The sequence below is a fragment of the Achromobacter veterisilvae genome (genome assembly GCF_037619525.1).
Taxonomy (GTDB): Bacteria; Pseudomonadota; Gammaproteobacteria; order Burkholderiales; family Burkholderiaceae_B; genus Achromobacter; species Achromobacter veterisilvae.
The window spans coordinates 5,229,994-5,256,378 of sequence record NZ_CP148753.1 but is presented as its reverse complement, the minus strand read 5'-3'; the positions used below and the strand labels follow the sequence as shown (position 1 = coordinate 5,256,378).

The 26,385-nt window shown below is 68.2% G+C and carries 27 protein-coding genes and 2 riboswitches; of the genes, 19 read left to right on the top strand and 8 right to left on the bottom strand.

The window, feature by feature from the left end; genetic code table 11:
• The first annotated feature begins 68 nt into the window (after positions 1-68).
• From WHX56_RS24380 to WHX56_RS24365, 4 genes are read left to right on the top strand one after another with little or no spacing between them, the layout of a single operon-like run.
• Positions 69-1,613, top strand: a complete 1,545-nt coding sequence (locus tag WHX56_RS24380; protein ID WP_338879239.1) for a TolC family protein — start codon at positions 69-71, stop codon at positions 1,611-1,613.
• Complete coding sequence (locus WHX56_RS24375; RefSeq protein WP_338879238.1) at positions 1,606-2,721, top strand: HlyD family secretion protein; 1,116 nt, start codon at positions 1,606-1,608, stop codon at positions 2,719-2,721. The genes WHX56_RS24380 and WHX56_RS24375 overlap by 8 nt, the downstream gene beginning before the upstream one ends.
• Positions 2,711-3,778 (top strand): DUF2955 domain-containing protein, encoded by a 1,068-nt coding sequence (locus WHX56_RS24370; RefSeq protein WP_338879237.1) that lies wholly within the window; start codon positions 2,711-2,713, stop codon positions 3,776-3,778. Before WHX56_RS24375 ends, WHX56_RS24370 begins: the two co-directional genes overlap by 11 nt.
• A 13-nt stretch (positions 3,779-3,791) precedes the next feature.
• The gene (locus tag WHX56_RS24365; RefSeq protein ID WP_338879236.1) at positions 3,792-4,289 is read left to right on the top strand and encodes a transporter suffix domain-containing protein; all 498 of its coding nucleotides are present in this window, start codon (positions 3,792-3,794) and stop codon (positions 4,287-4,289) included.
• Positions 4,290-4,303: 14 nt separating this feature from the next.
• On the opposite strand, the gene WHX56_RS24360 is transcribed toward WHX56_RS24365, so the two are convergent.
• The 4 genes from WHX56_RS24360 to WHX56_RS24345 are packed head-to-tail and all read right to left on the bottom strand — an operon-like array spanning position 4,304 to position 7,177.
• The gene (locus WHX56_RS24360; protein ID WP_129239966.1) at positions 4,304-5,209 is read right to left on the bottom strand and encodes a LysR substrate-binding domain-containing protein; all 906 of its coding nucleotides are present in this window, start codon (positions 5,207-5,209) and stop codon (positions 4,304-4,306) included.
• A gap of 6 nt (positions 5,210-5,215) precedes the next feature.
• Complete coding sequence (locus tag WHX56_RS24355) at positions 5,216-5,614, bottom strand: PaaI family thioesterase (RefSeq protein ID WP_338879235.1); 399 nt, start codon at positions 5,612-5,614, stop codon at positions 5,216-5,218.
• Positions 5,611-6,063 carry a VOC family protein gene (locus WHX56_RS24350; protein WP_338879234.1) on the bottom strand — a complete coding sequence of 151 codons (453 nt, stop codon included), beginning with the start codon at positions 6,061-6,063 and terminating at the stop codon, positions 5,611-5,613. Before WHX56_RS24350 ends, WHX56_RS24355 begins: the two co-directional genes overlap by 4 nt.
• A 4-nt stretch (positions 6,064-6,067) precedes the next feature.
• Positions 6,068-7,177, bottom strand: coding sequence for a CoA transferase (locus tag WHX56_RS24345; protein ID WP_338879233.1), 1,110 nt, complete (start codon positions 7,175-7,177; stop codon positions 6,068-6,070).
• 176 nt (positions 7,178-7,353) lie between these two features.
• On the opposite strand from WHX56_RS24345, the gene WHX56_RS24340 reads away from it, so the two are divergent.
• The 4 genes from WHX56_RS24340 (at position 7,354) to nadB (ending at position 12,007) form a co-directional block, all read left to right on the top strand.
• Entirely contained in the window at positions 7,354-8,322 is a 969-nt protein-coding gene (locus WHX56_RS24340; RefSeq protein ID WP_338879232.1) for a tripartite tricarboxylate transporter substrate binding protein, read from the top strand.
• Positions 8,315-9,139, top strand: coding sequence for a 2-keto-4-pentenoate hydratase (locus WHX56_RS24335; protein ID WP_338879231.1), 825 nt, complete (start codon positions 8,315-8,317; stop codon positions 9,137-9,139). The genes WHX56_RS24340 and WHX56_RS24335 overlap by 8 nt, the downstream gene beginning before the upstream one ends.
• Positions 9,140-9,271: 132 nt before the next feature.
• Positions 9,272-10,405, top strand: a complete 1,134-nt coding sequence (nadA, locus tag WHX56_RS24330; RefSeq protein ID WP_338879230.1) for a quinolinate synthase NadA — start codon at positions 9,272-9,274, stop codon at positions 10,403-10,405.
• Between the two features lie 33 nt (positions 10,406-10,438).
• Positions 10,439-12,007 carry an L-aspartate oxidase gene (gene nadB, locus WHX56_RS24325; protein ID WP_338879229.1) on the top strand — a complete coding sequence of 523 codons (1,569 nt, stop codon included), beginning with the start codon at positions 10,439-10,441 and terminating at the stop codon, positions 12,005-12,007.
• Between the two features lie 19 nt (positions 12,008-12,026).
• Here nadB and WHX56_RS24320 read toward each other — a convergent pair whose 3' ends face one another.
• On the bottom strand, positions 12,027-12,881 hold the full coding sequence (locus WHX56_RS24320; RefSeq protein ID WP_338879228.1) for an AraC family transcriptional regulator: 855 nt from the start codon (positions 12,879-12,881) through the stop codon (positions 12,027-12,029).
• Between the two features lie 258 nt (positions 12,882-13,139).
• On the opposite strand from WHX56_RS24320, the gene WHX56_RS24315 reads away from it, so the two are divergent.
• From WHX56_RS24315 to WHX56_RS24305, 3 genes are all read left to right on the top strand, one after another.
• Positions 13,140-14,018, top strand: a complete 879-nt coding sequence (locus WHX56_RS24315) for a fumarylacetoacetate hydrolase family protein (RefSeq protein ID WP_338879227.1) — start codon at positions 13,140-13,142, stop codon at positions 14,016-14,018.
• Positions 14,015-14,797, top strand: a complete 783-nt coding sequence (locus tag WHX56_RS24310) for an alpha/beta fold hydrolase (RefSeq protein WP_338879226.1) — start codon at positions 14,015-14,017, stop codon at positions 14,795-14,797. The genes WHX56_RS24315 and WHX56_RS24310 overlap by 4 nt, the downstream gene beginning before the upstream one ends.
• A gap of 65 nt (positions 14,798-14,862) precedes the next feature.
• Positions 14,863-16,176, top strand: coding sequence for an amidohydrolase family protein (locus WHX56_RS24305; RefSeq protein ID WP_338879225.1), 1,314 nt, complete (start codon positions 14,863-14,865; stop codon positions 16,174-16,176).
• A 12-nt stretch (positions 16,177-16,188) separates the two neighbouring features.
• On the opposite strand, the gene WHX56_RS24300 is transcribed toward WHX56_RS24305, so the two are convergent.
• A complete protein-coding gene (locus tag WHX56_RS24300) occupies positions 16,189-17,421 on the bottom strand; it encodes a D-amino acid dehydrogenase (protein WP_338879224.1) in 1,233 nt (410 codons plus the stop codon).
• Between the two features lie 45 nt (positions 17,422-17,466).
• Positions 17,467-17,559, bottom strand: a riboswitch (glycine riboswitch).
• Between the two features lies 1 nt (position 17,560).
• Positions 17,561-17,652: riboswitch (glycine riboswitch) on the bottom strand.
• Between the two features lie 396 nt (positions 17,653-18,048).
• On the opposite strand from WHX56_RS24300, the gene WHX56_RS24295 reads away from it, so the two are divergent.
• From WHX56_RS24295 to ppk2, 7 genes are all read left to right on the top strand, one after another.
• On the top strand, positions 18,049-18,846 hold the full coding sequence (locus WHX56_RS24295; RefSeq protein WP_338879223.1) for a DUF2242 domain-containing protein: 798 nt from the start codon (positions 18,049-18,051) through the stop codon (positions 18,844-18,846).
• A gap of 60 nt (positions 18,847-18,906) precedes the next feature.
• A complete protein-coding gene (locus WHX56_RS24290) occupies positions 18,907-19,332 on the top strand; it encodes a CopD family protein (RefSeq protein ID WP_338879222.1) in 426 nt (141 codons plus the stop codon).
• A gap of 155 nt (positions 19,333-19,487) precedes the next feature.
• On the top strand, positions 19,488-20,303 hold the full coding sequence (locus tag WHX56_RS24285) for a MetQ/NlpA family ABC transporter substrate-binding protein (protein WP_129246813.1): 816 nt from the start codon (positions 19,488-19,490) through the stop codon (positions 20,301-20,303).
• A 6-nt stretch (positions 20,304-20,309) separates the two neighbouring features.
• Positions 20,310-21,410 (top strand): methionine ABC transporter ATP-binding protein, encoded by a 1,101-nt coding sequence (locus WHX56_RS24280; protein ID WP_338881830.1) that lies wholly within the window; start codon positions 20,310-20,312, stop codon positions 21,408-21,410.
• Positions 21,391-22,047 (top strand): methionine ABC transporter permease, encoded by a 657-nt coding sequence (locus WHX56_RS24275; RefSeq protein WP_287755854.1) that lies wholly within the window; start codon positions 21,391-21,393, stop codon positions 22,045-22,047. Before WHX56_RS24280 ends, WHX56_RS24275 begins: the two co-directional genes overlap by 20 nt.
• Positions 22,048-22,100: 53 nt before the next feature.
• Entirely contained in the window at positions 22,101-23,291 is a 1,191-nt protein-coding gene (locus WHX56_RS24270; RefSeq protein ID WP_338879221.1) for a trans-sulfuration enzyme family protein, read from the top strand.
• A gap of 148 nt (positions 23,292-23,439) precedes the next feature.
• On the top strand, positions 23,440-24,648 hold the full coding sequence (gene ppk2 / locus WHX56_RS24265) for a polyphosphate kinase 2 (protein WP_338879220.1): 1,209 nt from the start codon (positions 23,440-23,442) through the stop codon (positions 24,646-24,648).
• On the opposite strand, the gene WHX56_RS24260 is transcribed toward ppk2, so the two are convergent.
• Both WHX56_RS24260 and WHX56_RS24255 read right to left on the bottom strand, forming a co-directional pair.
• A complete protein-coding gene (locus WHX56_RS24260; protein WP_338879219.1) occupies positions 24,649-25,002 on the bottom strand; it encodes a DOPA 4,5-dioxygenase family protein in 354 nt (117 codons plus the stop codon).
• A gap of 20 nt (positions 25,003-25,022) precedes the next feature.
• Positions 25,023-25,385: a translation initiation factor Sui1 gene (locus tag WHX56_RS24255; protein WP_129246824.1), complete on the bottom strand. Its 363-nt coding sequence runs from the start codon at positions 25,383-25,385 to the stop codon at positions 25,023-25,025.
• Positions 25,386-25,551: 166 nt separating this feature from the next.
• Between WHX56_RS24255 and WHX56_RS24250 the strand changes: the two genes are divergently transcribed.
• The gene (locus WHX56_RS24250) at positions 25,552-26,373 is read left to right on the top strand and encodes an alpha/beta fold hydrolase (protein WP_129246826.1); all 822 of its coding nucleotides are present in this window, start codon (positions 25,552-25,554) and stop codon (positions 26,371-26,373) included.
• The last annotated feature ends 12 nt before the right edge of the window (positions 26,374-26,385 follow it).

Genomic DNA, 26,385 nt, shown 5'->3' with positions numbered 1-26,385 from the left:
CGTGCCCGGCCATGGCCGGGACGCGGCCTGGACCGTAGCGGTTAGGCTCTCGACCGACCGGATACCCGATGTCGCTGCGGACTTGTTCGAATCGGCTGCCGCTGATCGGCGTTCTCTGCCTCAGCGGTTGCGTGCAACTCGGGCCCGACTTCGAGCCCCAGCGCGAAGCCTGGACGCAAAACTGGAACACGCCGGCGCTCCAGCAAGCCAGCCGCGCGGCCATGCAGCCGGATGCCCGCCAGTGGTGGCGGATCTTCGACGATCCGGTCCTCGAATACCTGATCGCCCAGGCCGACGCCGGCAACGGCGGGCTGCGGATCGCCGGCCTGCGCATCATGGAAGCCCGCGCCCAGTTGGGCATCGCCCGCAGCGGCCGCTATCCGCAGGTCCAGGTGGCCGGCGCCGACGCCTTGTACATGCGCCGGTCCTCGCGTTCGGCTGAAGGCAATCCGCGGCCGGGCAGCTTCTGGCAGTACAGCGCGGGTTTCGACATCGGATGGGAGCTGGATTTCTGGGGACGATTCAGCCGCGCCATCGAGTCGGCCGACGCGGCGTATTTCGAGGCCCAGGCAAATCGTGAAGACGTACTAGTGCTGCTGCATGCCCAGGTGGCCGACACTTACTTCACGCTGCGCACCGCCGAGGCGCGGCTGCGGATCGCCCGCGCCAATGCGGCGATCCAGAAACGCAGCTACGAAATCACGCAACGGCTGTACGCCAGCGGCGAGAGCGACGAACTGGACCTACAGCAAGCGAAGACGCAATACCTGGCCACGCTGAGCTCCATTCCCGAATTCGAAAGCCAGATCATGCGGGCGGGCAATGCGCTCGCGGTTCTGATCGGGCGCGCGCCGGGCCCCATCCCCCAATTGGCGGAGAAGGAGGCGGTCATCCCCTTGGTCGACCGTGCCGTCCTGCAGGACGTCCCCGCCAACCTGCTGCTGCGCCGCCCCGATATCCGCGCGGCGGAACTGCGCATCGCCGCGCAGTCCGCGCAGATCGGCGTGGCCGAAGCGGACCTGTATCCCTCCCTGACCCTGCTGGGCAGCATCGCCTGGACCGCTACCTCGCTGGCGGGCACGTCGGGCGGCATGGCTTTGCTGGCCGGCCCCAGCCTTAGCTGGAACGTGTTCGACCACGGCCGCCTGAAGAACAACGTGCGCGTCCAGGACGCGCGGCTGCAGCAGTTGATCGTCGCCTACCAGGAAGAGGTGCGCCAGGCGGCGCGCGAGGCCGACGACGCGGCCAGCGGCTTGATCAAGGCCCTGGAGCGCGACGGCATCCTGCGGCAGTCCGCGCAGGCGGCGGAGCGATCGTTGACGCTGGCCAACGCGCTCTACCGCGAAGGCTACTCCGACTTCCAGCGAGTGCTGGACGCGCAGCGTTCGCTGGCCGCGCAGCAGGACGCCTACGTGGCCAACCGCGGCGGCGCGGTGGGCGACCTGATCGCCCTGTACAAGGCGCTGGGAGGCGGCTGGCACAGCGAAGAACCGGTGCTCGACCCGGCCTCCCGGGAACAGATGCGGCGGCGCACCGATTGGGGAGACCTGCTGTCCGAGCCGGGAAGCCCCGCCGCCGCGCCCCTCGCGCAAAAGGTGCAGTCCGATGAGTAAACCGCCGCCGTCCTCCCCAGCGCCCGCGCCGCCCGGTCCGGATCCCGCCAGGAAGGGAGTGCGGTGGGTCGTCCTGCTCATCGTGCTGAGCCTCGCCTGGTATCTGCTGGCCGACCGCTACACCCCGTACACCCAGCAGGCGCGGGTGGACGCCTTCGTCATTCCCGTGGCCTCGGAGGTGTCGGGACGCGTCACCAAGGTGTACGTGCGCAACAACCAGGACGTGCAGGCCGGCGCGGTGCTGTTCGACGTGGACCCGGAGCACTACCGGATCGCCGCCGACCGCGCCCGCGCGGATCTCGAATCGATGCGCCGGCAGATCGGCGCCAGCACGGCGGGCATCGACTCGGCGAAGGCCTCGCTGCGCGCCGCGCAAGCGAATGAACTGAAGGCGCGGCAGGACAGCAGCCGGCTCGAACGTTTGTACCGCGAAGACCGGGGCACGATCTCGCTGCGCCGCCTCGAGATCGCCCGGGCCGGCCTGGAGCAGGCGATCAGCCAGGTCGCCGCGGCGCGGGCCGAAGTGCAACGGGCGCGCGAACAGGAGGGCGGCAGCGACGAAGACAACGCCAAGCTGCGCAGCGCCGCCGCCGCCGTGCAGAAGGCCGAACTGGACCTCGCCAATACCCAGGTGCGCGCGCGCTCGGCGGGACTGGTCACCGACCTGCGCACCGATGCCGGGCAGTTCGCCGCCGCGGGCAATCCAGTCATGACGCTGATCTCCATCCACGACGTCTGGATCAGCGCGGAGATGACGGAGAACAATCTCGGCCACGTCGAGCCGGGCACGCCGGTGGGCATCGTCCTGGACGCGCTGCCGGGGCGCATCTTCGGCGGCCGCGTGCGCAGCGTCGGATATGGCGTCAACGTCGGCCCGGGCACGCCGCCGGGCAGCCTGCCTACGGTGCAGAACAGCCGCGACTGGCTCCGCCCCGCCCAGCGTTTTCCGGTCATCGTCGAATTCGACCGCGACGACCTGCCCAGCCTGCGCGACGTGCGCGTGGGCGGCCAGGCCGAGGTCATGGCGTTCCCCACGTCCGGCAACCCGCTCAATCCGCTCGGGCGCGCGTACCTGCGCCTCATGAGCTGGCTTTCCTATGCCTACTGACGCCATGGCCTCCCACCGCGATCCGCGCTACCAGCGCGCCCTGCGCCTGGGCGTCGGCACGGCCCTCTGCCTGGCGATCGGCTTCGGCCTGGACCTGCCCATTCCCATGGTCGCGCCCGTGCTCGGCGTGTTCCTGTTGGCCTCGATGAACCGCCCCTTGCCGCTCAAGAGCGGACTGGCCCTGGTCCTGCTCGTGGTGTTCGCCACGGCGACCGGACTGCTGCTCAGTCCGCTGCTGCGCTACTACCCGCTGGCCGGCGTGCTGCTCATCGGCCTGTGTCTCTTCCTGGCCTTTCGCGCCGGCCTGCGCGGCGGCAACAGCCTGGCCTCGCTTTTCCTGGTGATCGGCCTGACCATCATCTCCGCCGCCGGCACCGTCGATTTCCGGCTGGCCGCCATGGCGGTCGAAGCGCTGGCCAAGGGCCTGCTGGTGGCCGTCGCCGTGCTGGGCTGCTGCCATTGGCTGTTCCCCGAACCCGCCGATGCGCCCGCGCCGCCCGCCGCGCCCGTCCTGCCCGCGCGCGAGGCCGGCAGGATGGCCTTGCGCGCGGCGCTGGTCGTCATGCCTGCCTTCCTGCTGGCGCTGACCGACCCGCTGGGCTACATGCCCATCATCCTGAAGTCGGTCAGCCTGGGACGGCAGAGTTGCGTCACGGCGGCGCATGGCGCGGCGCGCGAACTGCTCGGCTCCACGCTGCTGGGCGGCGTGCTGGCCGTGGTCTTCTGGTGCGCCTTGAGCCTGTTCGTCAGCTTGTGGATGTTCTTTCTGTGGATGCTGCTGTTCGGCCTGCTGGCGGCGCGCAGGCTATATCGGCTGAGCCCCACGCGGCATCCGCCCAGCTTCTGGCTGAACACGCTGGTGACGCTCGTCATCCTGCTTGGCCAATCGGTGCAGGACAGCGTCGCGGGCAAGGACGTCTACACCGCCTTCGCCGTGCGCATGGGGCTGTTCATCGCCGTCACGCTCTATGCCTGCCTGATGTTGCAGTTGTTCGAACCGCGGCGCCGCGCGCCGCGCCCGCCGGAGCTTTCCGCTCCGGCTCCCTCAGACGCCTGAAGAGGAGTCAGCCATGTCATCGCCAGAGAACACGCTTCAATCCAGTCCCAAGACAGGATGGCGCTTCAAGTGCGGGATCGGACTTTTCATCGTGGCCTTCGCGCTATGGTTCCTCATCCCGGTTGCGGCCGCTATCGACGTGCCGGGTTCGCGCATCGCCGCGCTGACCGGCACCATATTCATCGCCAACAAAGTGTTGCTGCTGACTTGCGTCGCCGTCATGGGCAAGGAAGGCTTCCAGCAGCTCAAGGCCATCGTATTCGGGCATGCCAAACGGCTGGCGCCCGCGCAGAAGGTGGGCCCGGTCCGCCACGCCATCGGCCTGGTCATGTTCTTCATCCCCATCCTGACTTCGGTGCTGGAACCCTATCTCGATGAACTGTGGCCCGGCCTCAGGCCAGACATGTGGCAGTTGCAGGTCCTGGGGGACATCATGCTGATCGCGAGCTTCTTCGTGCTGGGCGGCGATTTCTGGAGCAAGCTGAGAGGGCTGTTCGTCCGCACGGTGTAACGGCGGCGCCCCGGCTACGCGGGCGGGCGGATGTGCTTGGGGACCAGTTCGAGCATGGGCGCGATTTGCGAGCCGTTATCGCCGAGCGTATACATGCACTGCACGTGCGAGGCGATCTCCGTCGAGATAGGGCGGAACGCCACCCCCGGGGTGCCCGTGCGCGACAGGCACTCGGGCACCACCGCGATGCCCATTCCTGTCGAGACGAACGACACGGCAGTCAGCCATTGGCCGACCTGATGCTCGATGCGCGGCACGAAGCCGGCCTCGGAACAGATCGACAGGATGGTGTCGAAGTAGAACGGTGACGATTCCCGGTTGAAGATAATGAAGTTCTCGTCGCGGAAACGGTCGATCCGCACCGGACCTTCCGGTACGCGGTACGACATGGGCATGCACACCAGGAACCGCTCGCGGAACAGGTTGACGCACCCTATGCGCGGGCTGTCATGTTGCACCAGGGAGTGCGCGAACCCCATGTCGAGGTCTCCCCGCAGGATGCTGTCGCGCTGGCGGATGGTCGACATCTCGTGCAGGGAAACCTGGACTTCCGGATGCGCGGCGCGGAACGCCTGCATGAGGGAACCCAGGCCGCGGTAGATCATCGATGCGTGGAAGCCCACGTTCAAGCGGCGCCGCAAGGCGCCGTCGAAGCCCCGCATCTCGTCGAAGGACTGGGAGGCCTGCGCGAGCAGGTTGCGGGCCCGGAAATGAAAGGCTCGCCCGGCGTCCGAAAGCTCGACATTGCGGCTGTTGCGCACGATCAGCTTCTGGCCCAGGAAAGATTCGAGCTGCTGAATCGCGACGCTGAATGGCGGTTGCGAAACGTTGCAGCGCGCGGCGGCCCTGCTGAAGCTGAGTTCCTCGGCCAACGCTACGAAGTACCGGAGGTGACGCAGTTCTATGGCTTCCTTGTGCATGGCGGATCAGGTCTGGGTCAGCATGAAAACGCCATTCGCGATGGCGACCTTGGCTCCGTCGGAATCATAGACCACGCCGCTGGCGAAGCAGGTGCGTCCGCCCCGATAGTCGCAGCGGCACTCGGCGAGCAGCGTCGATCGCGACGGTCTCAGGAATTTGGTCGACAGGTCCAGGGTAGCCACCCGCCAATGCAAGGGATCGTGCGCCCGGGCCGCCGCCGCCAGCGTGAAGTCGAGCAAGGCCACGATGGCCGGCCCGCTTACCGTGCCCGCGGCGTTCAGGAAGCGTTCCGACCAGGGCAGGATCGCCGTGGCCGCGTCGTCGGACAGTTCCTGGGCCTTGAGGTCGAACAGATCCACCACCGCTGCCCGGATGCCGAAGAAAGTCCCGTCGTCCAGATTCATGATCGTGCGTACCCGTAATACTCCAGGACTTCGGGAGGGCGATGCGGTCCGGGCTCGAAGATCTCCAGCAGCACGCGGTCCGGCGCCTCCAGCATGAAGTAGCCGCCTCCGTCCGATTCGCGGATACCTTTGGGAACAGGCAGGCCGGCGTGGACCATGCGCGCGTACAGGTCGCGCAGGCCGGCGACCTGGATCCCGAGGTGGTGCACCGCGTTGCGAGGCGCGGGGTCGATTCGTTTTTCGTAGAGATGCATGGCGCCCACGCCGATCTTCATGAAGACATTCCGGGTGCCGGCGAACACGCCGTCCCAGGCCACCTCCGCATCGAACCAGCGTCGGTAGAACGCGACTGTGACGTCGATGTCCGCGCAGATCACATGGGGATGGTGCAGGTGGTAGCGCTTGGAAGAACCATAGGGATAGCGCAAGGGTTCGGGATTGTCCGTCATGGGGTCACGTTTCTGGAAAAAGGGGAGGAGGGCGGCGGTACGTCGGCGGGGTGCCGGACAGGCGGATTGGCGAGGCAATGCCCCGGTAGCCCGGCTCCAGCTCGACGAGCAGTCCCATATGGCTGGTCTGCGGATCCTCCAGTACGTCCTGGACACTGCCGATGACGGCGGCGGGCACTCCGTCGCGCACCAGCTTGTCGGCCAGGATCCGGCCGTCCACGGGCCGCAGCGCGTCCTCCAGCATGGGCCGCAGCAGGTGGCGATGGACCGACCTCGCGGGATTGGTGGCATAGCGGGAATCGGCGGCCACCCCGTCCAGTCCCAGGTGCCGGCACAGCGTGCGGAACTGCGCGTCGTTGCCTATGGCCAGATAAACGCCGGCAGTGGCCGTGTCGAAGCTGTCGTAAGGGTAGATGTTCGGATGGGCGTTGCCGGTGGGAATCGGGCACGTGCCCGTGCCCAGAAAATTCGAGGCATGGGGGTGCAGCATGGAAATCGCATTTGCGTACAGGGTCGTTTCGATGAACTGTCCGCGTCCGGTGATTTCCCGCGCTCGCAACGCCAGCAGAACGCCGATGGCCGCGTTCAAGCCTGTCGTCATGTCGACGACGGGGAGTCCGACGCGCAGCGGTCCCGATTCGGGACTTCCGTTCACGCTCATCAGGCCGCACTGCGCTTGAATCGCCGTGTCATAGGCGGGCAGGCCGCCATAAGGACCGTCGGAGCCGAATCCGGACACGCGGCAGTGAATCAGGCGTGGATTCCGTTCGGAAAACTCGTCCGTCCGCCATCCCCACTTCTCCAGCGTGGACGGCTTGAAGTTCTCGATCAGCACGTCGGCCTCCGACAGCATTTCCATGAAACGCTCCCGCTCAGCCGCAAGCTGGAGATCGAGGACGACGCTGCGCTTGTTGCGGTTGGCCCCGGCGAAGTAGGCTGCATTCGGCCCCAGGTCGGGAGGCCCCCATTGGCGCGTATCGTCGCCTGCGGGCCCTTCGACCTTGACGACGTCTGCGCCATGGTCGCCAAGAATCTGCCCGCAATATGGGCCTCCCAGTACACGAGAAGCGTCGACGACCTTGATGCCGGTCAGAGCCCCGAAGCGTAAATCCATACTGCTCCCTGTCTGTCGTTGATAGGCAATCGGTAAGGCCGATCGCTCTGCGGAATTCTAGGAGCGCCGCCCGTGCGTTCGATACGAACTGCATATGGCTGCATTCGAAGATCGAATCGTTGGCCAATGCGGGCCTGCCTAGAATGCATCACCGATCTTTGGTGAGGAGACAGAAAATGAAAAAAAGGCTGATGGCCTTGCTTTGCTGCGTGGCCGGAATCACCTGCACCGCGGTTTACGCCGATGCCCCCTATCCGGCGCGGGCCTTGACCTTCGTGGTCCCTTATCCTCCCGGCGGCCCCGCCGATCTGCTGGCGCGCGCCGTGGCCCACAAGATGGGCGAGCTCGCCGGGCAAACGGTGATCGTCGAGAACCGGGCGGGCGCCAGCGGGAACATCGCGGGCGATTATGTCGCCCGGGCGCCCAAGGACGGCTACACCCTCATGTTCGGCTCGTCGCCCGTGCTGGTGATCAATCCCGGCCTGTACCGCAATCTCAAGTTCGATCCGCTGAAAGACTTCGAACCCATCGCCGATTTCGGCAGCCTGCCCAACGCGGTGCTGGTCGGCGAAAACCTTCCCGTCTCGTCGGTCCAGGAACTGATCGCCTATAGCCGTCAGCACAACGCGACGTATGCCTCGGCCGGCAGCGGCGGCACCACGCATCTGGCGGGCCTGCTGTTCGCGAAATCGTCCGACGTTTCCTTGACCCACATTCCATACAAGGGTTCGGCGCCCGCGTTGCAGGCGCTGCTGGGGGATCAGGTCACCATGACCTTCACGGATGTCTACACGGCTTTTCCGTATATCCAGGCGCGAAAGCTGAAGGTGCTGGGCGTGACCTCGGCCAGCCGCTCGGACCTGTTGCCCGACGTGAAGACGCTGCAGGAACAAGGCATGAAGGACATGGATGTCAACGTCTTCTTCGCGCTGGTTGCGCCCAAAGGCATTCCCGAAGACGCTCGCGCGCGGCTTGAGACGTTGTCGCGCGAGGTGCTGGCGGACAAGGGCGTGCGTTCGCAGTTCGAGTCGCGAGGCCTGCTGCTGCCCAAGGATCCATCCGGCGCGGCCCTGGGCAGGAAAATGGCCACCGAGACTGCGGCCTGGAAGAAACTGATCCAGGAAACGGGTGCGGCAATTGACTGATCCCGTCCTCCCGCCGGGCGCCGCCGGCGCCCCGCCCGATTCGGCGCGGCGCGGCGAGCTCGTGCGGACGCTGGCACAGGCCAGGCGGCAGGGCCGCCAGGTGCAGGGTGTCGAAGCGATCTACGCCATCGACGATGAGGAACAGGCGTTCCGGCTGATGCTGGACGTCGCGCTGGCGGTCGGCTGGGAACGCCAAGGCTGGAAGATCGCCGCGACGAACCGCATGCTGCAGCGGAAACTGCGCACGCAGGGGCCCGTCTGCGGCGCCACCTTCCGCCGCTTCCATCAGAGCGCTCCGGCCGTCCTGCGCCGCGACGAACTGTTGGACCCGGTCATCGAGTGCGAGTTCTTTTTTACGCTGGGAAAGCCCCTGCCGCCGCGCGCCTGCGTCTACGGCGAGGACGAGGTGGCGGAGGCGATCGGCGCGGTGCACGCCGGGATCGAGGTGGCGGAATGCCGCTATCCGCGCAAGGCATTGCCCGCGGCCTGGTACGTGTACGCCGACGGCTTCGCGTCGGGCCGGTATATCCATGGCCCGGCGATTTCCGACTGGCGCGCCCGCCTGGACCAGGGCATCGACGTCACGTTGTGGCGCAACGGCCAACGGCTGGGGCGGGGAAGCTCGAACGACGTCATGGGGCACCCTCTGCGTTCGGTCCACTGGCTGGCCAACCGCCTGCGCGCGGCCGGCGTACCCCTGCGGGCGGGCGACGTGATCAGTTCTGGTTCCTGCAATATCCTTGCGGCCGCCCGGGCCGGCGACCGGTACATGGCGGATTTCGGCGGGGTGGGTAGCGTCGTCCTGGATATGGTCTGACCCGGCGCCCCCGGTTGCCGGCGCCTGGGGAAAAAAGGGATTGACATGGCTTATGCTCAACACTAGCATAAATCGTGCCCTTTTTTTGATCCATAAATGCTCAAAATGAGTATATAAGTGACGGAGACACCCATGGAAGTCCGCGCCCCACGATCCATCGAATTCGACCTGCCCGCGGCGGCGGGCTGCGCCGTCGGCCGGGCCTGGGCCCAGGTGCCGGAACCCTTGCCCGCGTCCGAGCGCGCCGCCGTCTCGGCCCGGGTGCGGGCCCTGCTCGAGCGCGAAAGCGCCGTGCTGGTGGCCCATTACTACGTGGATGCGGCGTTGCAGGAGCTGGCCGAGGAGACCGGCGGCTGCGTCGGCGACTCGCTGGAGATGGCGCGCTTCGGGCGGGACCACGCGGCGCGGACGCTGGTGGTGGCGGGCGTGCGTTTCATGGGGGAGACGGCCAAGATCCTCAGCCCGGACAAGCGCATCCTGATGCCGGACCTGGACGCCACCTGTTCGCTGGACCTGGGTTGCCCGGCAGACGATTTCGCCGCCTGGTGCGATGCCCATCCCGACCGGACGGTGGTGGTCTACGCCAATACCAGCGCGGCCGTGAAAGCGCGGGCGGACTGGGTCGTCACGTCGTCCATCGCGCTGGACGTGATCGCCGAACTGCATGCGCGCGGCGAAAAGATCCTGTGGGCGCCCGACCGCCATCTCGGCGGCTACATCCAGGGCCGGACCGGCGCCGACATGCTGTTGTGGCAGGGGTCCTGCATCGTGCACGACGAGTTCAAGGGCACCGAACTGGAGTTGTTGCGCGCCGACCATCCCGAGGCCAGGGTGCTGGCGCATCCCGAGTCGCCCGCGGCGGTGCTGGCGCAGGCGGACGTGGTCGGCTCGACCACGCAACTGATCGACGCCGCGCGCAAGCTGGACGCCGGGATCCTGATCGTGGCGACCGACCAGGGCATCCTGCACAAGATGCGGGCGCAGGCGCCGGGCAAGACGTTCCTGGCCGCGCCGACGGCGGGCGACAGCGCCACCTGCAAAAGCTGCGCGCATTGCCCATGGATGGCCATGAACGCCCTGACCAACCTGGCGGAAGCGCTCGAAGGCGGCCGCAACGAAATCATCCTGGATCCATCGCTGGGCCTGCGGGCCAAGACCCCGATCGACCGCATGCTGGATTTCGCCGAACGGCGCAAGCGCCGCGTGCAGGCCAGCGGGGACCTGGCCCGCGACACCGCGCTGTTCGCGCGGGTCGGCCCCGCGTAGCGTCCTCATCGTCCCTTACCGGAGAGCCGGCACATGGAATTCGACGTCATCATCATCGGTAGCGGGCTGGCCGGCCTGGCCGCCGCGCTGGAACTGGCGCCTCGGCGGCGGGTGGCGCTGGTGTCCAAGGGCGCCCTGGCCGACAGCGCCAGCAACCGCGCCCAGGGCGGCATCGCCGCGCCGCTGGCGGACGGCGACAGCGTGGAGGCGCACGTGCGCGACACGCTCGTCGCCGGCGCCGGCCTGTGCGACCTGCCCGCCACGCGGGACATCATCGCCCGGGCCCGCGGTGCGATCGCATGGCTGCAAGAGCACGGCGTCGCGTTCACCGGCGGACGCGGGGGCCTGCACCTGACGCGCGAGGGCGGCCACGGACTGCGCCGCATCGCGCACGCGGCCGACGCGACGGGCAGCGCCATCGTGGCCGCGCTGGGCAGCCGGGCGCGCGGGCGGGACGGCATCGTGCTGCTGGAGCATCACTGTGCCGTGGACCTGCTGCTGGCGGGCGAACCCGGAACCGCCGGGGCCGCCTGCCGCGGCGTGCGCCTGCTGGACGTGCGCGGCGGGCGGGCGTTCGATGCCGCCGCCGCCCACGTGGTGCTGGCCACCGGCGGCGCCGGCCAGGTGTACCGGACGACGACCGCGCCGGCGGCCGCGACGGGCGACGGCATCGCCATGGCGTGGCGCGCCGGGTGCCAGGTCGCCAACATGGAATTCACGCAGTTCCATCCCACGGGCCTGCATCATCCGCAAGCCGGCGGCTTCCTCATCTCCGAGGCGGTGCGCGGCGAAGGCGGCCTGCTGCGCCTGCCGGACGGCACGCGCTTCATGCCGGCGCACGATCCGCGCGCCGAACTGGCGCCGCGCGACATCGTCGCCCGCGCCATCCAGGCCGAGATGGCCCGCCACGGCCTGGACTGCGTGCACCTGGACATCAGCCACCAGCCGCGGGATTTCCTGCAAGCGCACTTTCCCACCATCCATGCACGGTGCCTGGCGCTGGGCATCGACATCGCGGCCATGCCCATCCCCGTCGCGCCCGCCGCGCACTACACCTGCGGCGGAGTCGTCACGGACGTCGCGGGACGCAGCGGCCTGCCGGGGCTGTACGTGATCGGCGAGGCCGCGTGCACCGGATTGCACGGCGCCAACCGCCTGGCCAGCAACTCCCTGCTGGAATGCGCCGTGATGGGACGCGCCGCGGCGCAGGACATCCTGCGGCTTGCGGCAACGCCAGTCCGGGCCGCCGGGGAAGGGCGGCCCGCGGCCGCGGCGCCGCGGCCGGCGTCCCCCGACCTGGCGCGCCTGCGGCAAGACCTGCGCCAACTGATGAGCCGCGACGTCGGCGTCGTGCGCAGCGACGCCGCGCTGCGGCGCGCGGCCGCTTTCGTCGGGCCGCTGCGCGCCGAGATGGACGCGCGGCTGCATCGCGAAGGCCTGAGCCTGGACCTGCTGGAACTGCGCAACCTGGCGCTGGTGGCCGACCTGATCGTGCGCGCGGCGAGCGAGCGCGGTGAAAGCCGTGGCGCGCATTTCAATAGCGATCGCCGGGAGTGGAGCGAAGCGCGCGAGGGCCGCGCGGCGTCTTGCGCGGCGCCGTAGCATCCGGCCGGTGCCGGGTTCAGGAGACGCCGGTCAGCAGGTGCTGCGCGGGCCCGGTGGCCGCGCGCCGGAAGCGGGACGGCGACACGCCCATGTGTTCCCGGAAAAAACGGGAAAAGTTGCCCGGCGTGGAAAAGCCCAGATCCAGCGCCACCGAGGTCAGCGGCTGTTCCTGGTGCGCCAGCAGGCGCACGGCTTCCTCGACGCGCACGGCGCTCCAGAACACTTGCGGCGTCGTGTTGAGCTGGTCCCGGAAGAGCGCGAAGAAATGGCCGCGGGACAATCCCACCCGGCTCGCGACGTCTTCCACCGCGATCGGTTCGTGGACGTGCTCGCGCATATAGGCGATGGCCGCGCGCAGCCTGCGGTCCAGCGCGGGCGCCGCCGATACGGGGCGGTCCGTCCGGCCGGGGCCGGTGGACGATTCGATGGCGGCTTGCAGCAGGGCCTCGACCTCCGCGTCGAGATCGGCGCCCGGGTGCTCGTGCGGGGAGACGATCTTGTCCAGCAGGCGCCAGCAGCCCTGCCGCACGGCGGCGTCGATGGGGACGCCGGGCGCGGCGAAATGGAAGGGACGGCCGGTGGCGGCCCGGCGCTCGTCCAGCCAGGGCTTGGCGATGTAGAGCACCAGGAAAATGGCGGGGCCCGACCGGTCCAGCAGCCGGGCATCGTGCGATTCATAGGTATTGGTTCCCAGCGCAAGGTGTTCGCTGTAGGGCACCAGTGTCTGACCGACGTGGCCTTCCACGCGCGCGCCGCCCAGCCAGAGGGCGAGCTGCACTTCAGCGTGCGCATGCGCGATCAGGTCGTCGCGCAGTTCCAGCACGACGGCGCGGCCGAACGCGCCTTCGTGCAAGGCATAAGTCTCCTGCATCTCTGTCTCCATTTGTATCGTCCCCTCGCGAAAGCGGGCTTCTGCGGGGCGGCGAGTGCTTCGGGCGGGCGCGGCGCTTGCGAGAATTTTATGGGCGTTTGCGCCCTTGTCCGGCGTAGGTGTATTCACCTAGCACAAGATCTGACTCTGCGATAAGTCCGCGGACCCGGCGATAAGCACGTTGCCGCTCGCGCCGATAAAGTCCCGATCACCTGCCGGCGTATCGGGGGTTTGTTCAGGACGAAGAAGGAGACAGCATTGCGCATTGCTAGCTTTATGGTGAATGGAAGGCAGGAGGTGGGCCTGGTATCCGGCGACGGCATGACCGTGGCGCCGCTGGCGCTGGACGCGGAGCAACGGCGAGCCGGAGCCCAGGCCGTGATCGACCTGCTCGCCGCGGGCCGGGCGTTGCCCGGCAAGGGAGAGGCGCTGCCGCTCGCCGAAGTGGCGCTGCTGGCGCCATTGCCCAGGCCGCGCCGCAACCTGTGGTGCGTGGGACGGAACTACCACGCCCACGCGAAGGAACTCTCGGCCTCGGTCTTCAAGGACAACGACGCGAATCCCGAGTCCTGGCCCATCGTCTTCACCAAAGTGCCCGAGTGCGTAGTGGGGCCGCGGGCCGACGTGCTGCTGCCCGCGGGCGTCTCGGACCGGATCGATTACGAGGCCGAGCTGGCGGTCGTGATCGGCAGAGGCGGAAAGAACATCCCGCGCGCCGACGCCCTGGCCCACGTCTTCGGCTACACCGTCGTCAACGACGTCACCGCGCGGGACGTGCAGATGCGGCACCAGCAGTGGGACATGGGGAAGTCGTTCGATACCTTCTGCCCCATGGGGCCGTGGATCGCCACGGCGGACGAATTCGACGGGACCCGCACGCGCGTGCGCTGCTGGGTCAATGGCGAGCTGCGCCAGGACGGGCCGACGGAAAACATGATCTTCGATATTCCGTCCTTGATCGAAACGATTTCGCGCGGCATCACGCTCTATCCGGGCGACGTGATCGCGACGGGCACGCCTGCCGGCGTCGGCATGGGCATGCAGCCTCCCCGCTATCTCGCCGCGGGCGACGTGGTGCGCGTGGAGATCGACGGCCTGGGCACGATCGAGAACACTTTTGTCGAGGAACGGACATGAGCACGCACTACGTCAACGGCCTGGCCGTGGAGATCGACGGCCAGGGGCCGGCGCTGCTGTGCATACACGGCCTGGGCGGTTCGTCCAATACCTGGACGCCCGTGATGGATGCCTTCGAGGGCTTCCGCGTCATTCGCCCGGACCTGCCGGGCAGCGCGCGGTCGGCGCTGGCGCCGCAGGCGCTGTCCATCGATGCGTACGTCGGCGCGCTGGCCGGGATGCTCGATGAACTGGAGGTCGACGCGCTGCACGTCGCCGCGCATTCGCTGGGCACCATCGTGGCCCAGCATTTCGCCGTCGCGCATCCCGCCCGGGTCAGGTCGCTCGCGCTGTTCGGTCCGCTCGCGGCGCCGCCGGACGCCGGCCGGGCCGGCATCCGGCGGCGGGCGGAGCTGGCCCGCGGCGGCGACGCGGCGATGCAGGAAATCGCGGATGCCATCGTCAAGGGGGCAACCAGCGCCCAGACCAAGCGGGACCAGCCCGCGGTGCTGGCGCTGGTGCGCGAGAGCGTGATGCGGCAGCCGCCCGAAGGCTATGCGCAGAGCTGCGAGGCGCTGGCCGCCGCGCAACCCGCCGCCGTGGAGGGACTCGCCGTGCCGGCGCTGCTGGTGACCGGCGACCAGGACGGCGTGGCGCCCGCGGCCAACGTCGAGGCACTGGCGGCCCGCATCGCCGGCAGCCGCCAGATCGTCCTCGGAGATTGCGGCCACTGGACGACCTACGAAAAACCCCACGCCTGCGTCGAGGCCTTGCGGGAGTTCTACGCGGCGCTGCGCTAACTGCCGTTTTCCCGGCGTTTCAACATAAGAAATCGGCCCGCGCCGCGGGCCGGAGGAGACTTGTCATGTCCAGAATTGCCATCACCAACGTCGCCGTCTTCGATGGCGGCGGCGAGGCGCCCTTCAAAGGCGAGGTGTTGATCGAAGATGCGCGCATCGCCGAGGTCGCGCGTTCGCCGCGCCAAGTGGAAAGGGAAGGCGCGCGCGTCATCGACGGCCAGGGCCGTTTCCTGATGCCCGGGATGACCGAGGCGCACACGCATTTTTCGTGGAATGACCAGCCCTCGCTTTCCGCGATCCAATTCATGCCGCCGGAAGAACACATACTGTGGTGTGTGCGCGTGGCGAAGCGGTATCTGGAAATGGGCTGGACCTCGGCCATCGGCGCCGCGGCGGCCAAACCGCGCCTGGACGTGGTGCTGCGCAACGCGATCGACGCGGGGGAGTGCCCGGGGCCGCGCTATCTGGCGGGCAGCCAGGAGATCACGACAATCGGCGCGCTGGGCGACAATACGCTGCCGCACATGCCGTTCGAGGCGCTCAGCTTCGGCAGTGTGTGCAGCGGCCCCGAAGAGATCCGGCGGTCGGCGCGGACGTTCATCAAGTACGGGGTCGATCATCTGAAAATCAACCTGTCGGGCGAGTACATCGCCGGGTTGCCGGCCGAGATGTCGCCGTTCGCCGAGGACGAGATCGCCATGCTGGCCAGCGAGGCCAGGCGCTATGGAAAGCGCGTCGCGGCGCACGCGCGTTCCAGCGAATCGGTCAAACAGTGCGTGCGCCACGGCATCGAGATCATCTATCACGCCAGCTTCGCCGACGAAGAGGCGCTCGATATGCTGGAGGCCAACAAGGACAGGCACTTCGTCGCGCCGGGTATCGGCTGGCTGGTCAGGACGGCCTTCAATGCCTCCGATTACGGCATCACGCCCGCCATCGCCGAAAAGATGGGCTACAAGCGCGAACTGGAGATCGCCTCGGAATCGCTGCGCAAAATGCACAAGCGCGGCATCCGCATCCTGCCCGGCGGAGACTATGGCTTCGCGTGGATGCCGCATGGGACCAACGCCACCGACCTCCAGTACTTCGTCGACTACATCGGCATGACGCCCACCGAAGCGCTGGTGGCGGCCACCCGGCTGGGCGGCCAGATCATGCTGCGGCCGGATGAAATAGGCATGCTGCGCCCCGGCTACCTGGCGGACATCGTCATGGTGGACGGCAATCCGCTGGATGACTTGTCCTTGCTGGTCGATCCGGAACGGATCAGCCTGGTGATGAAGGACGGGAAGATCTGCAAGGATGCCGGCCCGCGCGGCGCGGACGCGGCGCCGCGCGCGGCCGGGCAGGGCAGCAGGGAGGCGGTCGCGGCGCATTGAACGCCGCGGCCATCAAGCCCCGGCCATGGCCCCCTTCACGCTGGCCGCGAGCAATTGCGCCGTCGCCGCCGAAAGCGTCCATCCCAGGTGGCCGTGGCCCGTGTTGTAGAACACGCCCGGCCGCTTGCCGGGGCCGACCCTCGGCATCATGTTCGGCGTCATCGGGCGCAGCCCGCACCATGGCACCACGCGCGACGTGCGGATGCCGGGGAAGTGCTGGCGGGTCCAGTCGATCAGCGGCTGGACCCGCTCGGCGCGGATGTCCATGTTGAAGCCGTTGAATTCGGCCGTGCCGGCGACGCGGAAACGGTCGCCCAGCCGGCTGGTGACGATCTTGGCGGCTTCGTCGAGCAGGCTCACGCCGGGCGCGGCGGCGCGGCTTTGCGCGTCGTCCAGGTGCACGCTGATGGAATAGCCCTTGACCGGATAGATGTTGAGCGAGTCGCCCAGCCGCTTGGCGAATTGCCGGCTCGCGGCGCCCGCGCAGATGACGATGGCGTCGGCGGATTCGCGCTGGCCGGGCCGCGCGCCGTCTTCGCCCGCGATGTCCAGCAGATAGGCGCCGCCTTCATGGACGATGTCCCGGACCTCGGCGTCCTGCACGAAGCGCACGCCCCGGCGTTCGCAGGCGCGGGCCAGGCCGCTGGTGAACTTGTGGATGTCGCCGGTGGCGTCCGACGGGGTGTAGAAACCGCCATGGCAGTCGGTCTGCAGCGCGGGCTCGATGCGGCGCGCTTCCTCGGCCGACACGGCATAGCGTTCCAGCCCGCCTTCCTGCAGCAGCGCGTTGGCGCGGCGCGCGGTTTCGAAGCTGGCGGCGTCATGGTAGATGTGCAGGATGCCCCGGCGCTCCAGGTCGAAGTCTATGCCTTCCTCTTCGGCCATGGCGAACAAGTGCTGGCGCGCTTCGATGGCCAGGCGCGTGGTGGCGATGGTGTTCTGGCGGTAGTGCCGGATCTGCCCGACGAACTGGGCCAGCCAGGAATACTTGTGCCAACTGAACCTGGGGTTGAGCAGCAGCGGCGCATTGTGGCGCCCGAGCCAGCGCAGGCCCTTCATGACGGTGGACACGCTGTTCCAGACCTCGGCGTTGCTGGCCGACAACTGGCCGCCGTTGGCGTAGGACGTTTCCATGGCGGGATAGCGCTGGCGGTCGTAAACGGTGACGTCGTATCCCAGTTTGTTCAAGGCGTAGGCGGACGTGACGCCGGTGATACCGGCGCCGATGATGGCGATGCGGGGCATGGTCGCTCCAGGGTCGAGTGGCCGCGGCCACCCGGCCGCAGCACCCCATCTGTCTCTGTACCTGAGAGCTTCACCCGTTCGCGCGGACGGCGGCGGGTTCCCCTTCGGTGGGCGCGCGCGGCGCCTCTCTCCAGATTGTCTAGACCGCGCAGTCCTGTTTGCCTGAGAGTTTCCGGGGCGGTTGCTCCGTCGGCGCCCGCCGCGGGGGCAGGTCTCTTCTGCGGGGTTTTGGATCGACTGGGAGAGAATAGCCAAAATTCCACGGAATGAGACCCAGGGTTAGTCCCAGTTTCAACGGACCCTTCGGTAACCAACTCCATCGAAGCGCTGAAGCGCGCGCTGTTCGGCGAAGTCTATGGCAGCCGGGACGAATAGACGATCTGGCCGAAAGCAGGAAGCGCCACGGCTACGAGCGGACGTTTTCCATCCCCCTGCGAATCGATTCATGGGATAGCTGGCTCAGGCGCCTGCCCAGGCCCTGATTGGCGGTTTCCGGGGCGGGGATGGCGGAAAGCACGTCCCCATTTCCCCTGTTACCTCTCTGTTGAACTGCACATTCCTGGTAAAGGAATCCCGGCGAGGATGCGCTATAACCCGTTTTTGTTGCTTCAAGCCGGACCCTTATTCATGCCCCGTGTTATCCGCCGTCCATCTGTTGCGCTGCTGGCTGTCCTGGCGGGCGTCCTGGCAGGGTGCTCATCCCCCAAACCCGAATTCGAAAAAGAAAACTTCGCCCAGAGCGACACCTATTCGCGGACGGTTCCCGCCGGCAGCGCCGCCGCCTGCGACGCCGGCCGCCGCGCCCTGCTGAGCCAGGGCTACAACATCGACAAGTTCGAGGGCGCCCGGGTGACGGGACATAAGAACTTCCAGGGCGAAGACGGCCAGCACACGCAGATCAGCTTCAATATCGAGTGCGCCTCCGACGGCAACTCGAACGAGCGCGCGACGGTGTTCGCCAACGCGGTGCAGGACCGCTACTCGATCAAGCGCACCGCCAACTCGGCCAGCGTGGGCGTGAGCGTGCTGGGCCAGGTGTCCATGCCGTTCGGCGCCAGCGACGACTCGCTGGTGAAGACGGCCAGCCAGACGGTGGCGCGCCCGCAGTTCTACGACGGGTTCTTCCAACTGTTGCAGCGCTTCCTGCCGGACGCCCAGGCCGCCTCCGCGCCGCAGGCGGCGCCCGCGAACCCGGCCCGCGCCAAGGCGCCGCCCAAGCCCGCGCCCGCCGAGCCCGCCGTGTCTCCGAACGCGCCGGCCGATACCTTGAACCCGGCGGCGGCCGCCGACGCGCCCGGCAGCGGCGGCAAGGCCGCGCCCGCGGAAAGCCCGGCGCCGGCCACCCCCGCGACGGGCGCTTCCGCTCCCGCCACCCCCGCGCCGGCGGGCCCGGACGCGGCCGGGCAGGGTGCCGGTTTGCCGTAGCGCAAACGGATGCGGCGCGGCGGTTCCTGCCGGCGCCCGCGAGCGGCGATAATCCGGGCCATGACTTATCAACTCCTGAAAATGCTCCACGTCGCGGCGGTGGCCGCCTGGCTGGGCGGCTCGCTGTTCGTGTCGCTGTTCCTGCTGTCCTCGCAGCCGCAGGAGGGCGACGAAGCCCCGAAAGAACGCAGGATGCTGGGCGCCCTGCGACGATGGACGCTGTTCGTGACCACGCCGGCCATGGTGCTGACCTGGCTGATCGGCCTGCACCTGGCCGTGACCTTCGGCTGGTTCGCCATGAGCTGGATCTGGATCAAGATCGGCTTCGCGCTGGGGCTGTCGGCGCTGCTGGGCATCCAGACCGCGGCCCTGCGCCGCATGGCGGACGGCAGCGCCCGGCGTCCGCCGCTGGTCGACCTGTATGCGCCCGTCACCGTCGTCGCGTCCGCCGCGATCGTGACGCTGGTCGTCGTCAAGCCCTTCTGAGGCCGCGCGCCGGGCTTCCGCCGCCGGCATATGCCGCGCGGCCATAACCAAACAACCCTGTAATAAGGACTCAACGAAGTATTCGTTCGCCGGGCGGACCCCCATCCCTAGAATCGTTTCTCTCATAACCGCTTAGCCTGAGAGGCGATTTCAATATGACTCCCCGTTTTTTCAAGAAGCTGCTTGGCGTGGTGCTGGCCTCGGCGGCGATGTTCCATGGGCCCGCCTTTTCGGCCGACCCCAAGCCTTTGAAGGTCGGCGTGCGCGGCGGCGTCGATGAGCAGATCTGGGAAGTGGTGGCCCAGGTCGCCAAGAAGAACGGCCTGGCCGTGGAGCCCGTGGTCATCACCGGCACCGCCAGCCCCAACGAGGCGCTGAACAACGGCGACCTGGAGGCCAATGCCTTCCAGCACATTCCCTTCCTGAACGACCAGATCAAGCAGCGCGGCTACAAGCTGGTGGCGGTGGCCAATACGCTGATCTCGCCGATCGCGTTCTATTCGCGCAAGTACAAGTCGCTGAAGGACCTGCCGGACGGCGCCCGCGTCGGCATTCCCAACGATCCCAGCAACCAGACGCGCGCGCTGGTCATCCTGCGCGACCAGGGCCTGATCACCCTGAGGGACGGCTTCGATCCGGCCACGGGCACGGCCACGCTGGCGGACGTGACGTCCAATCCCAAGAAGCTCGAGTTCGTCGAAAGCGCGTCCGTCGTGCTGGCGCGCTCGCTGCCCGACGTGGACACCGCCGCCATCGTCAACAGCTTCGCCTACCAGGCCGGGCTGATCGCCACGCGCGACGGCATCGCGGTCGAGAAGAAAGAAAACAATCCCTACGTGAACATCATCGTGGTCCGCGAGAAGGACAAGAACGCGCCGTGGGTGCCCGAGCTGATCAAGGCGTATCACTCGGAGGAAGTGCGCCAGTTCATCCTGAGCAAGTACGAAGGTTCGGTGATCCCGGTTTTCTGAGCAATGATGCAACACGAATTCTCCATCGGGGAGCAGGCCGCCGCGCCGCCGCCCCAGACCGTCGACGCGCACGTCGTGTTCGAAGGACTGCAAAAGCGCTACGAAGGCGCGCAGGGGCCGGTCGCGGCGCTGTCCGACGTGTCGTTCTCCATCGCCCGCGGCGAGGTGTTCGGCATCATCGGGCGCAGCGGCGCGGGCAAGTCCACGCTGCTGCGCTCCATCAATATGCTGGAACGGCCCACCGCCGGCCGCGTGCGGGTCGACGGCGTGGACGTGGGCGGGCTGGACGAGAACGCGCTGGTGGGGCTGCGCCGCCGCATCGGCATGATCTTCCAGCATTTCAACCTGCTGTCGGCCAAGACGGTGGCCGAGAACGTCGCCTTGCCCCTGCGGGTGGCGGGCGTGAAGCCCGCGGCGGCGCGGGCCCGCGTCGATGCCCTGCTGGACCTGGTGGGGCTGCGCGACAAGGCCGACGCCTATCCGGCCAAGCTTTCCGGCGGCCAGAAGCAGCGGGTCGGCATCGCGCGCGCGCTGGTGCACGAACCCGAAATCCTGCTGTGCGACGAAGCCACGTCGGCGCTGGACCCCGAAACCACGCAGGCCATCCTGAGCCTGCTGCGCGACATCAACCGCAAGCTGGGCCTCACGGTGGTGCTGATCACGCACGATATGGCGGTGATCCGCGAAATCTGCCACAAGGTGCTGGTGCTGGACGGCGGCCGCAAGGTCGAGCAAGGCGAGGTCTGGCGCGTTTTCGGCAATCCGCAGGCGGACGCCACGCGCGCCTTGCTGCGCCCCTTGCAGCACGACCTGCCCGCGGACCTGGAGGCCAGGCTGGTGCCGGACCTGCGCGGCCGCAACGGCGTGGCCGTGCTGCGCCTGCGTTTCACGGGGCAGGGGCGGCCCGAGGGCGTATCGCTGCAGGCGCTGGCCGCGCTGGGGCCGGGCGCGACGCTGTTGCATGGAGGACTGGACCGTCTGCGCGGCCACGCGCAAGGCAGTCTGCTGGTGTCGGTGCCCGCCGGCGCATTACAGGAAGAGGCCGCGCGCGCCGCGCTGGTGGCCGATCAGATCAAGGTGCTGGGCTATGTCGCTGCCGATGCTTGACAAGTACCTGCAGGCGTTCCTGCAGACCCTGGCGATGGTGGGCGTGTCGGCCGCCATCGCGATCGTTGCCGGCCTGGCGCTGGCGGTGGTCCTGACCGTGACCGCGCCCGGCAACCTGTATCCCCGGCCGCGCTTCAACAAGGCGCTGTCGATCACGGTGAACACCTTCCGGGCCATCCCCTTCATCATCCTGCTGGTGGCCATGCTGCCCTTCACGCGCTTCCTGGTGGGCACCACCCTGGGCACGTGGGCCGCCATCGTGCCGCTGTCGGCCAACCTGGTGCCGTTCTTCGCGCGCATCGCGCAGGTCAGCCTGAACGAGGTTGACCACGGCCTGGTGGAGGCCGCGCGCGCCATGGGCTGCCGGCGCTGGCACATCGTGCGCCACGTGCTGTTGCCCGAAGCCCTGCCGGGCATCATCGGCGGCATGACCGTCAGCGTGATCGCCATGATCAACGCCTCGGCCATGGCGGGCGCCGTGGGCGCGGGCGGCCTGGGCGACCTCGCCATCCGCTACGGCTACGAACGCTACGAAACCCGCGTGATGTTCGAGGTGATCGTGATCCTGATCGCGCTGGTGTCGATCGTGCAGTTCACCGGGGAATGGCTGTCGCGCCGCGCCGACCACAAACGTTGATTTCCGCGCAAGGGCGGCATGCCCTTGCCCACCCTGACGATAGGAATCCAGAGATGTCCGATACCCCGCAACACGGCTTCGCCACGCGCGCCATCCACCTGGGCTACGACCCGCTGGACGAGCAGGGCGCGCTGTCGCCGCCGCTCTACCTGACGTCCACGTACACCCAGGACAGCATCGAGGCCTTCGACCAGATCCGCCTGGGCGAAAGGCAGGGCTACGTCTACGGCCGCACGCGCAACCCGACGCAGGCGCTGCTGGAGGAGCGGCTCGCGTCGCTGGAAGGCGCCGAGGCCGGCGTGGCCACGGCCTCCGGCATGGCGGCCATCTCCGCGACCCTGTTCACGCTGCTGCAGAGCGGCGACGAAATCGTGGTGGACCAGATCGTGTACGGCACCGCCTTCACGCTCTTCGCGCAAGGCCTGACGCGCTTCGGCGTGCGCGCGGTGTTCGCCGACTTCACCCGCCCCGAAGCCGTGGCCGCCGCCATCGGCCCCAAGACGCGCGCCGTCTATTTCGAGACTCCCGCCAATCCGAACCTGCGCCTGGTCGACATCGCGGCCGTGTCCGCCATCGCCCGCGGCAAGGGGCTCCTGACCATCGTGGACAACACCTTCGCCACGCCGGTGCTGCAGCGCCCGATCGAGCACGGCGCCGACATCGTCCTGCATTCCGCCACCAAGTACCTGGGCGGGCACGGCGACCTGCTGGCCGGCGCGGTGCTGGGGCGCAAGGAACACATCGACGCGATCCGGCTGCAAGGCTTGCGCTACTTCACCGGCGCGACCCTGTCGCCCTTCACGGCGTTCCTGGTGCTGCGCGGCATCAAGACGCTGGAACTGCGCGTGCAGCGCCACAGCGAATCGGCCAGGAAGGTGGCCGAGCTGTTGCGCGGGCACGCCGCGGTGGCCGACGTGTTCTATCCCGGCCTGCCCGATACGCCGGGCACGGAGATCGCGCGGCGCCAGCAGGCGGCCGGCGGAGGCCTGGTCGCGTTCGAACTGAAGGGCGGGCTCGCCGCCGGGCGGACGCTGCTCAACAGCCTGAAGCTGGCCCGGATCGCGGTCAGCCTGGGCGACCCGGAGACGCTGATCCAGCATCCCGCGTCCATGACGCATGCGAGCTATTCGGCCGAAGACCGCGAGCGCTACGGCCTGTCCGAAGGCCTGCTGCGCCTGTCCGTGGGCCTGGAGACCCCGGAGGACATCCTGGCCGACCTCAGGCAGGGCCTGGATCGCGTGTAGCGCGGTGGCGGACCCTGGCTCCGCAAAAATGTTACAACCGTCTATTCAAGTCAAATCCGCGCCGGTTGCCGCGCCCGGTTTCGGCCGTCTGCCGGAAAGGGCGCGGGCCGCCGCGGACCCGACGGCAAGCGCAACCAGGAGAGCACCCGTGACGGACAAGACGCCAGACGCCATCGACCAGGACCTCGCGGCCACGCCGCGCAAGCGCGCCGGCGGCGCCAGGCGCGCCGCGCCGGCCCGCAAGGCCGTCAAGACCGTCGTCACCCCGGTAACCACCAGCCGCAAGGCCGCCCCGTCCAAGACCGCGAAGACCGCTTCCGGCGCGCGGGACGAAGAGGCGGCCGTGCCCGTGCTGGAAATCCGCAAGCGCATTTCCGCGCGCACGGACGCCGCGCGCCAGGAGGCCGTGTCGGTGCTGGCGGACATCGCTCGCCGCCACCGCGTCAGCGCGCCCGACCAGGCGCGCGAGGCCCTGCGTTCGGTCATCGAGGAATTGTCGCCGGACGATGCGCACGCCGTGCACCGCGCCCTGCTGGAAGCGGGCGCGGGAGCGCCGGCCTTGCCCCGCAATCCCGACGACGAACTGGTCGCGGATTGGCGCGAAGGCATCTATCCCTACCGCCACCGCATGCTGCGGCGCAATTACGAAAAGCAGAAGTACCGCTTGCAGGTCGAACTGCTGAAGCTGCAGGCCTGGGTCAAGGCCACGGGCCAGCGCGTCGTGATCCTGTTCGAAGGCCGCGACGCGGCGGGCAAGGGCGGCACCATCAAGCGCATGATGGAACACCTGAATCCGCGCGGCGCGCGCGTGGTCGCGCTGGAAAAGCCGTCCGACACCGAGCGCGGCCAGTGGTACTTCCAGCGCTACGTGCAGCACCTGCCCACGGCCGGCGAAATCGTCATGTTCGACCGCTCCTGGTACAACCGCGCCGGCGTCGAGCGCGTGATGGGTTTCTGCACGCATGAGGAGTACCTGGACTTCCTGCGCCAGGTGCCGGACTTCGAGCGCCACCTCGTCAGCAGCGGCATCCACCTGATCAAGTTCTGGTTCTCGGTCAGCCGGGAGGAACAGCGCCGCCGTTTCCAGCAGCGCAAGGTCCATCCGCTCAAACAATGGAAGCTGAGCCCGGTGGACTTGGCGTCGCTGGACAAGTGGGACGACTACACGCGCGCCAAGGAAGCGATGTTCGCGCACACCGACACGGCCGACGCGCCGTGGGTCGTGGTCAAGTCGGACTGCAAGAAGCGCGCGCGGCTCAATGCCATGCGCTATGTGCTCACCCGGCTGCCGTACGAGGGCAGGAGCGAAGACTCCACCATGTCGCTGGATTCGCTGATCGTGGGCCGCGCGCTCTGATCAGGCGCCCAGCGCGCGCAGGTTCAGTTCGTGGCTGCGCCCGATCCAGACGGCGCGGTCGCGGTGATCGCGCAGGGAATTGCCGGTGTTGGGATGCATGAAGACGTCCAGGGCGCCGTGATGCAGCGCGAGCCAGGTCGCGATCTCGGCGAAGCGCCCGGGCTCGAAGGCGATCTGGTAGCTCCACTGGGGATGCGGGCCGACGGGGCGCTCGTGGAAGCGTCCCAGTTCCATTTGTCCGTCGAACCTCGCCGCGATCCGCTCGCGCAAGGCGAACGCGGCGTCGCGGCTGCCGGCGTCGAAGTACACGTGGGCATGCCAACTGGTGACGTGCGTTGTGGTCGGGTCTGTCATTGTTTGCTCTCGGTCTGGGGTTAGCCGCCGGCGCGCTTGGCGCGATGGCCGTGTTTCTGCAGGGCGTCCATGATCCGTTCGCAATGGTCTCCCTGCACTTCGATCGCGCCGTCCTTGACCGTTCCGCCTGAACCGCAGGCGGCGCGCAATTGCTTGCCCAGCGCCGCCAGCGCGGCGGGGTCCAGGGCCAGCCCCTTGACCACGGTCACGCTCTTGCCGCCGCGCCCCTTGGTTTCGCGCGACACGCGCGCCACGCCGTCGCCCGCGGGCGCGGGCCTGTCGGCCTGCCTGCACAGGCACTGCGCAAGAGGCTTGCGGCATTCCGGGCACATCCGGCCGCCTTCCGTGGAATAGACGAGACCGCCTGCGGAACTGCGTTTCATGATGGGCGCGCGCAAAAGCCTCTATCTTAATCTCCGGCGCGGCCGGCGGGCCGGGTTTTCAGGGACGCATACGTCTTTCCGAGGGCTGTTCAAGCCGGCGCGCGCCGCGTAACGTGTGCGGTGATTCACGCCGTTCCTCCCTTCTCTCGCACGATGGAGCACAACGATGAATACAGTCGCCATGAAAGACGGTACCCGCATCTATTACAAAGACTGGGGGCAGGGCCGTCCCCTCGTGTTCTCCCACGGCTGGCCGCTGAACTCGGACGCGTGGGATCCGCAAATGCTGTTCTTCGCCAACCAGGGCTTCCGCGTCATCGCGCACGACCGGCGCGGCCACGGCCGGTCCAGCCAGCCCCCGCAAGGCAACGACATGGATACCTACGCGGACGACCTGGCCGCGGTGATCGACCACCTGGACCTGCGCGACGCCGTGCTGATCGGCCATTCCACGGGCGGCGGCGAGGTGGCGCATTACCTGGGAAGGCACGGCGCGAAGCGGGTGTCCAAGGCCGTGCTCATCGGCGCGGTTCCGCCGCTGATGCTGAAGACGGCCGCCAATCCCAAGGGGCTGCCGATGGACGTGTTCGACGGCATCCGCAAGGGCGTGGCCGACAACCGTTCGCAGTTCTACCAGGACCTGGCGATGCCGTTCTTCGGCTTCAACCGTCCCGGGGCGAAGGCCGCGCAAGGCACCATCGACGCCTTCTGGGCGCAGGGCATGTCGGGCGGGATCGTGGGGCAGTACGCCTGCATCCGCGAGTTCTCGGAAGTGGACTACACCGACGACCTGAAGAAGATCGACATTCCCGTGCTGCTGCTGCATGGCGACGACGACCAGATCGTGCCGATCGACGCCTCGGCGCGCAGCGCCGAGAAGCTGTTGAAGCACGCGACGCTCAAGGTCTATGCGGGCGCCTCGCACGGCATGTGCGCGGTGGAGGCGGACAAGGTGAATGCGGACCTGCTGGCCTTCATCGGCAGTTGACCGGAACCCGGT

Bases quoted from the DNA above. Each gene is read 5' to 3' on its own strand.
- WHX56_RS24380 (WP_338879239.1), top strand. From the start codon at position 69: ATGTCGCTGCGGACTTGTTCGAATCGGCTGCCGCTGATCGGCGTTCTC.
- WHX56_RS24375 (WP_338879238.1), top strand. From the start codon at position 1,606: ATGAGTAAACCGCCGCCGTCCTCCCCAGCGCCCGCGCCGCCCGGTCCG.
- WHX56_RS24370 (WP_338879237.1), top strand. From the start codon at position 2,711: ATGCCTACTGACGCCATGGCCTCCCACCGCGATCCGCGCTACCAGCGC.
- WHX56_RS24365 (WP_338879236.1), top strand. From the start codon at position 3,792: ATGTCATCGCCAGAGAACACGCTTCAATCCAGTCCCAAGACAGGATGG.
- WHX56_RS24360 (WP_129239966.1), bottom strand. From the start codon at position 5,209: ATGCACAAGGAAGCCATAGAACTGCGTCACCTCCGGTACTTCGTAGCG.
- WHX56_RS24355 (WP_338879235.1), bottom strand. From the start codon at position 5,614: ATGAATCTGGACGACGGGACTTTCTTCGGCATCCGGGCAGCGGTGGTG.
- WHX56_RS24350 (WP_338879234.1), bottom strand. From the start codon at position 6,063: ATGACGGACAATCCCGAACCCTTGCGCTATCCCTATGGTTCTTCCAAG.
- WHX56_RS24345 (WP_338879233.1), bottom strand. From the start codon at position 7,177: ATGGATTTACGCTTCGGGGCTCTGACCGGCATCAAGGTCGTCGACGCT.
- WHX56_RS24340 (WP_338879232.1), top strand. From the start codon at position 7,354: ATGAAAAAAAGGCTGATGGCCTTGCTTTGCTGCGTGGCCGGAATCACC.
- nadA (WP_338879230.1), top strand. From the start codon at position 9,272: ATGGAAGTCCGCGCCCCACGATCCATCGAATTCGACCTGCCCGCGGCG.
- nadB (WP_338879229.1), top strand. From the start codon at position 10,439: ATGGAATTCGACGTCATCATCATCGGTAGCGGGCTGGCCGGCCTGGCC.
- WHX56_RS24320 (WP_338879228.1), bottom strand. From the start codon at position 12,881: ATGCAGGAGACTTATGCCTTGCACGAAGGCGCGTTCGGCCGCGCCGTC.
- WHX56_RS24310 (WP_338879226.1), top strand. From the start codon at position 14,015: ATGAGCACGCACTACGTCAACGGCCTGGCCGTGGAGATCGACGGCCAG.
- WHX56_RS24305 (WP_338879225.1), top strand. From the start codon at position 14,863: ATGTCCAGAATTGCCATCACCAACGTCGCCGTCTTCGATGGCGGCGGC.
- WHX56_RS24300 (WP_338879224.1), bottom strand. From the start codon at position 17,421: ATGCCCCGCATCGCCATCATCGGCGCCGGTATCACCGGCGTCACGTCC.
- WHX56_RS24295 (WP_338879223.1), top strand. From the start codon at position 18,049: ATGCCCCGTGTTATCCGCCGTCCATCTGTTGCGCTGCTGGCTGTCCTG.
- WHX56_RS24290 (WP_338879222.1), top strand. From the start codon at position 18,907: ATGACTTATCAACTCCTGAAAATGCTCCACGTCGCGGCGGTGGCCGCC.
- WHX56_RS24285 (WP_129246813.1), top strand. From the start codon at position 19,488: ATGACTCCCCGTTTTTTCAAGAAGCTGCTTGGCGTGGTGCTGGCCTCG.
- WHX56_RS24280 (WP_338881830.1), top strand. From the start codon at position 20,310: ATGCAACACGAATTCTCCATCGGGGAGCAGGCCGCCGCGCCGCCGCCC.
- WHX56_RS24275 (WP_287755854.1), top strand. From the start codon at position 21,391: ATGTCGCTGCCGATGCTTGACAAGTACCTGCAGGCGTTCCTGCAGACC.
- WHX56_RS24270 (WP_338879221.1), top strand. From the start codon at position 22,101: ATGTCCGATACCCCGCAACACGGCTTCGCCACGCGCGCCATCCACCTG.
- WHX56_RS24260 (WP_338879219.1), bottom strand. From the start codon at position 25,002: ATGACAGACCCGACCACAACGCACGTCACCAGTTGGCATGCCCACGTG.
- WHX56_RS24255 (WP_129246824.1), bottom strand. From the start codon at position 25,385: ATGAAACGCAGTTCCGCAGGCGGTCTCGTCTATTCCACGGAAGGCGGC.
- WHX56_RS24250 (WP_129246826.1), top strand. From the start codon at position 25,552: ATGAATACAGTCGCCATGAAAGACGGTACCCGCATCTATTACAAAGAC.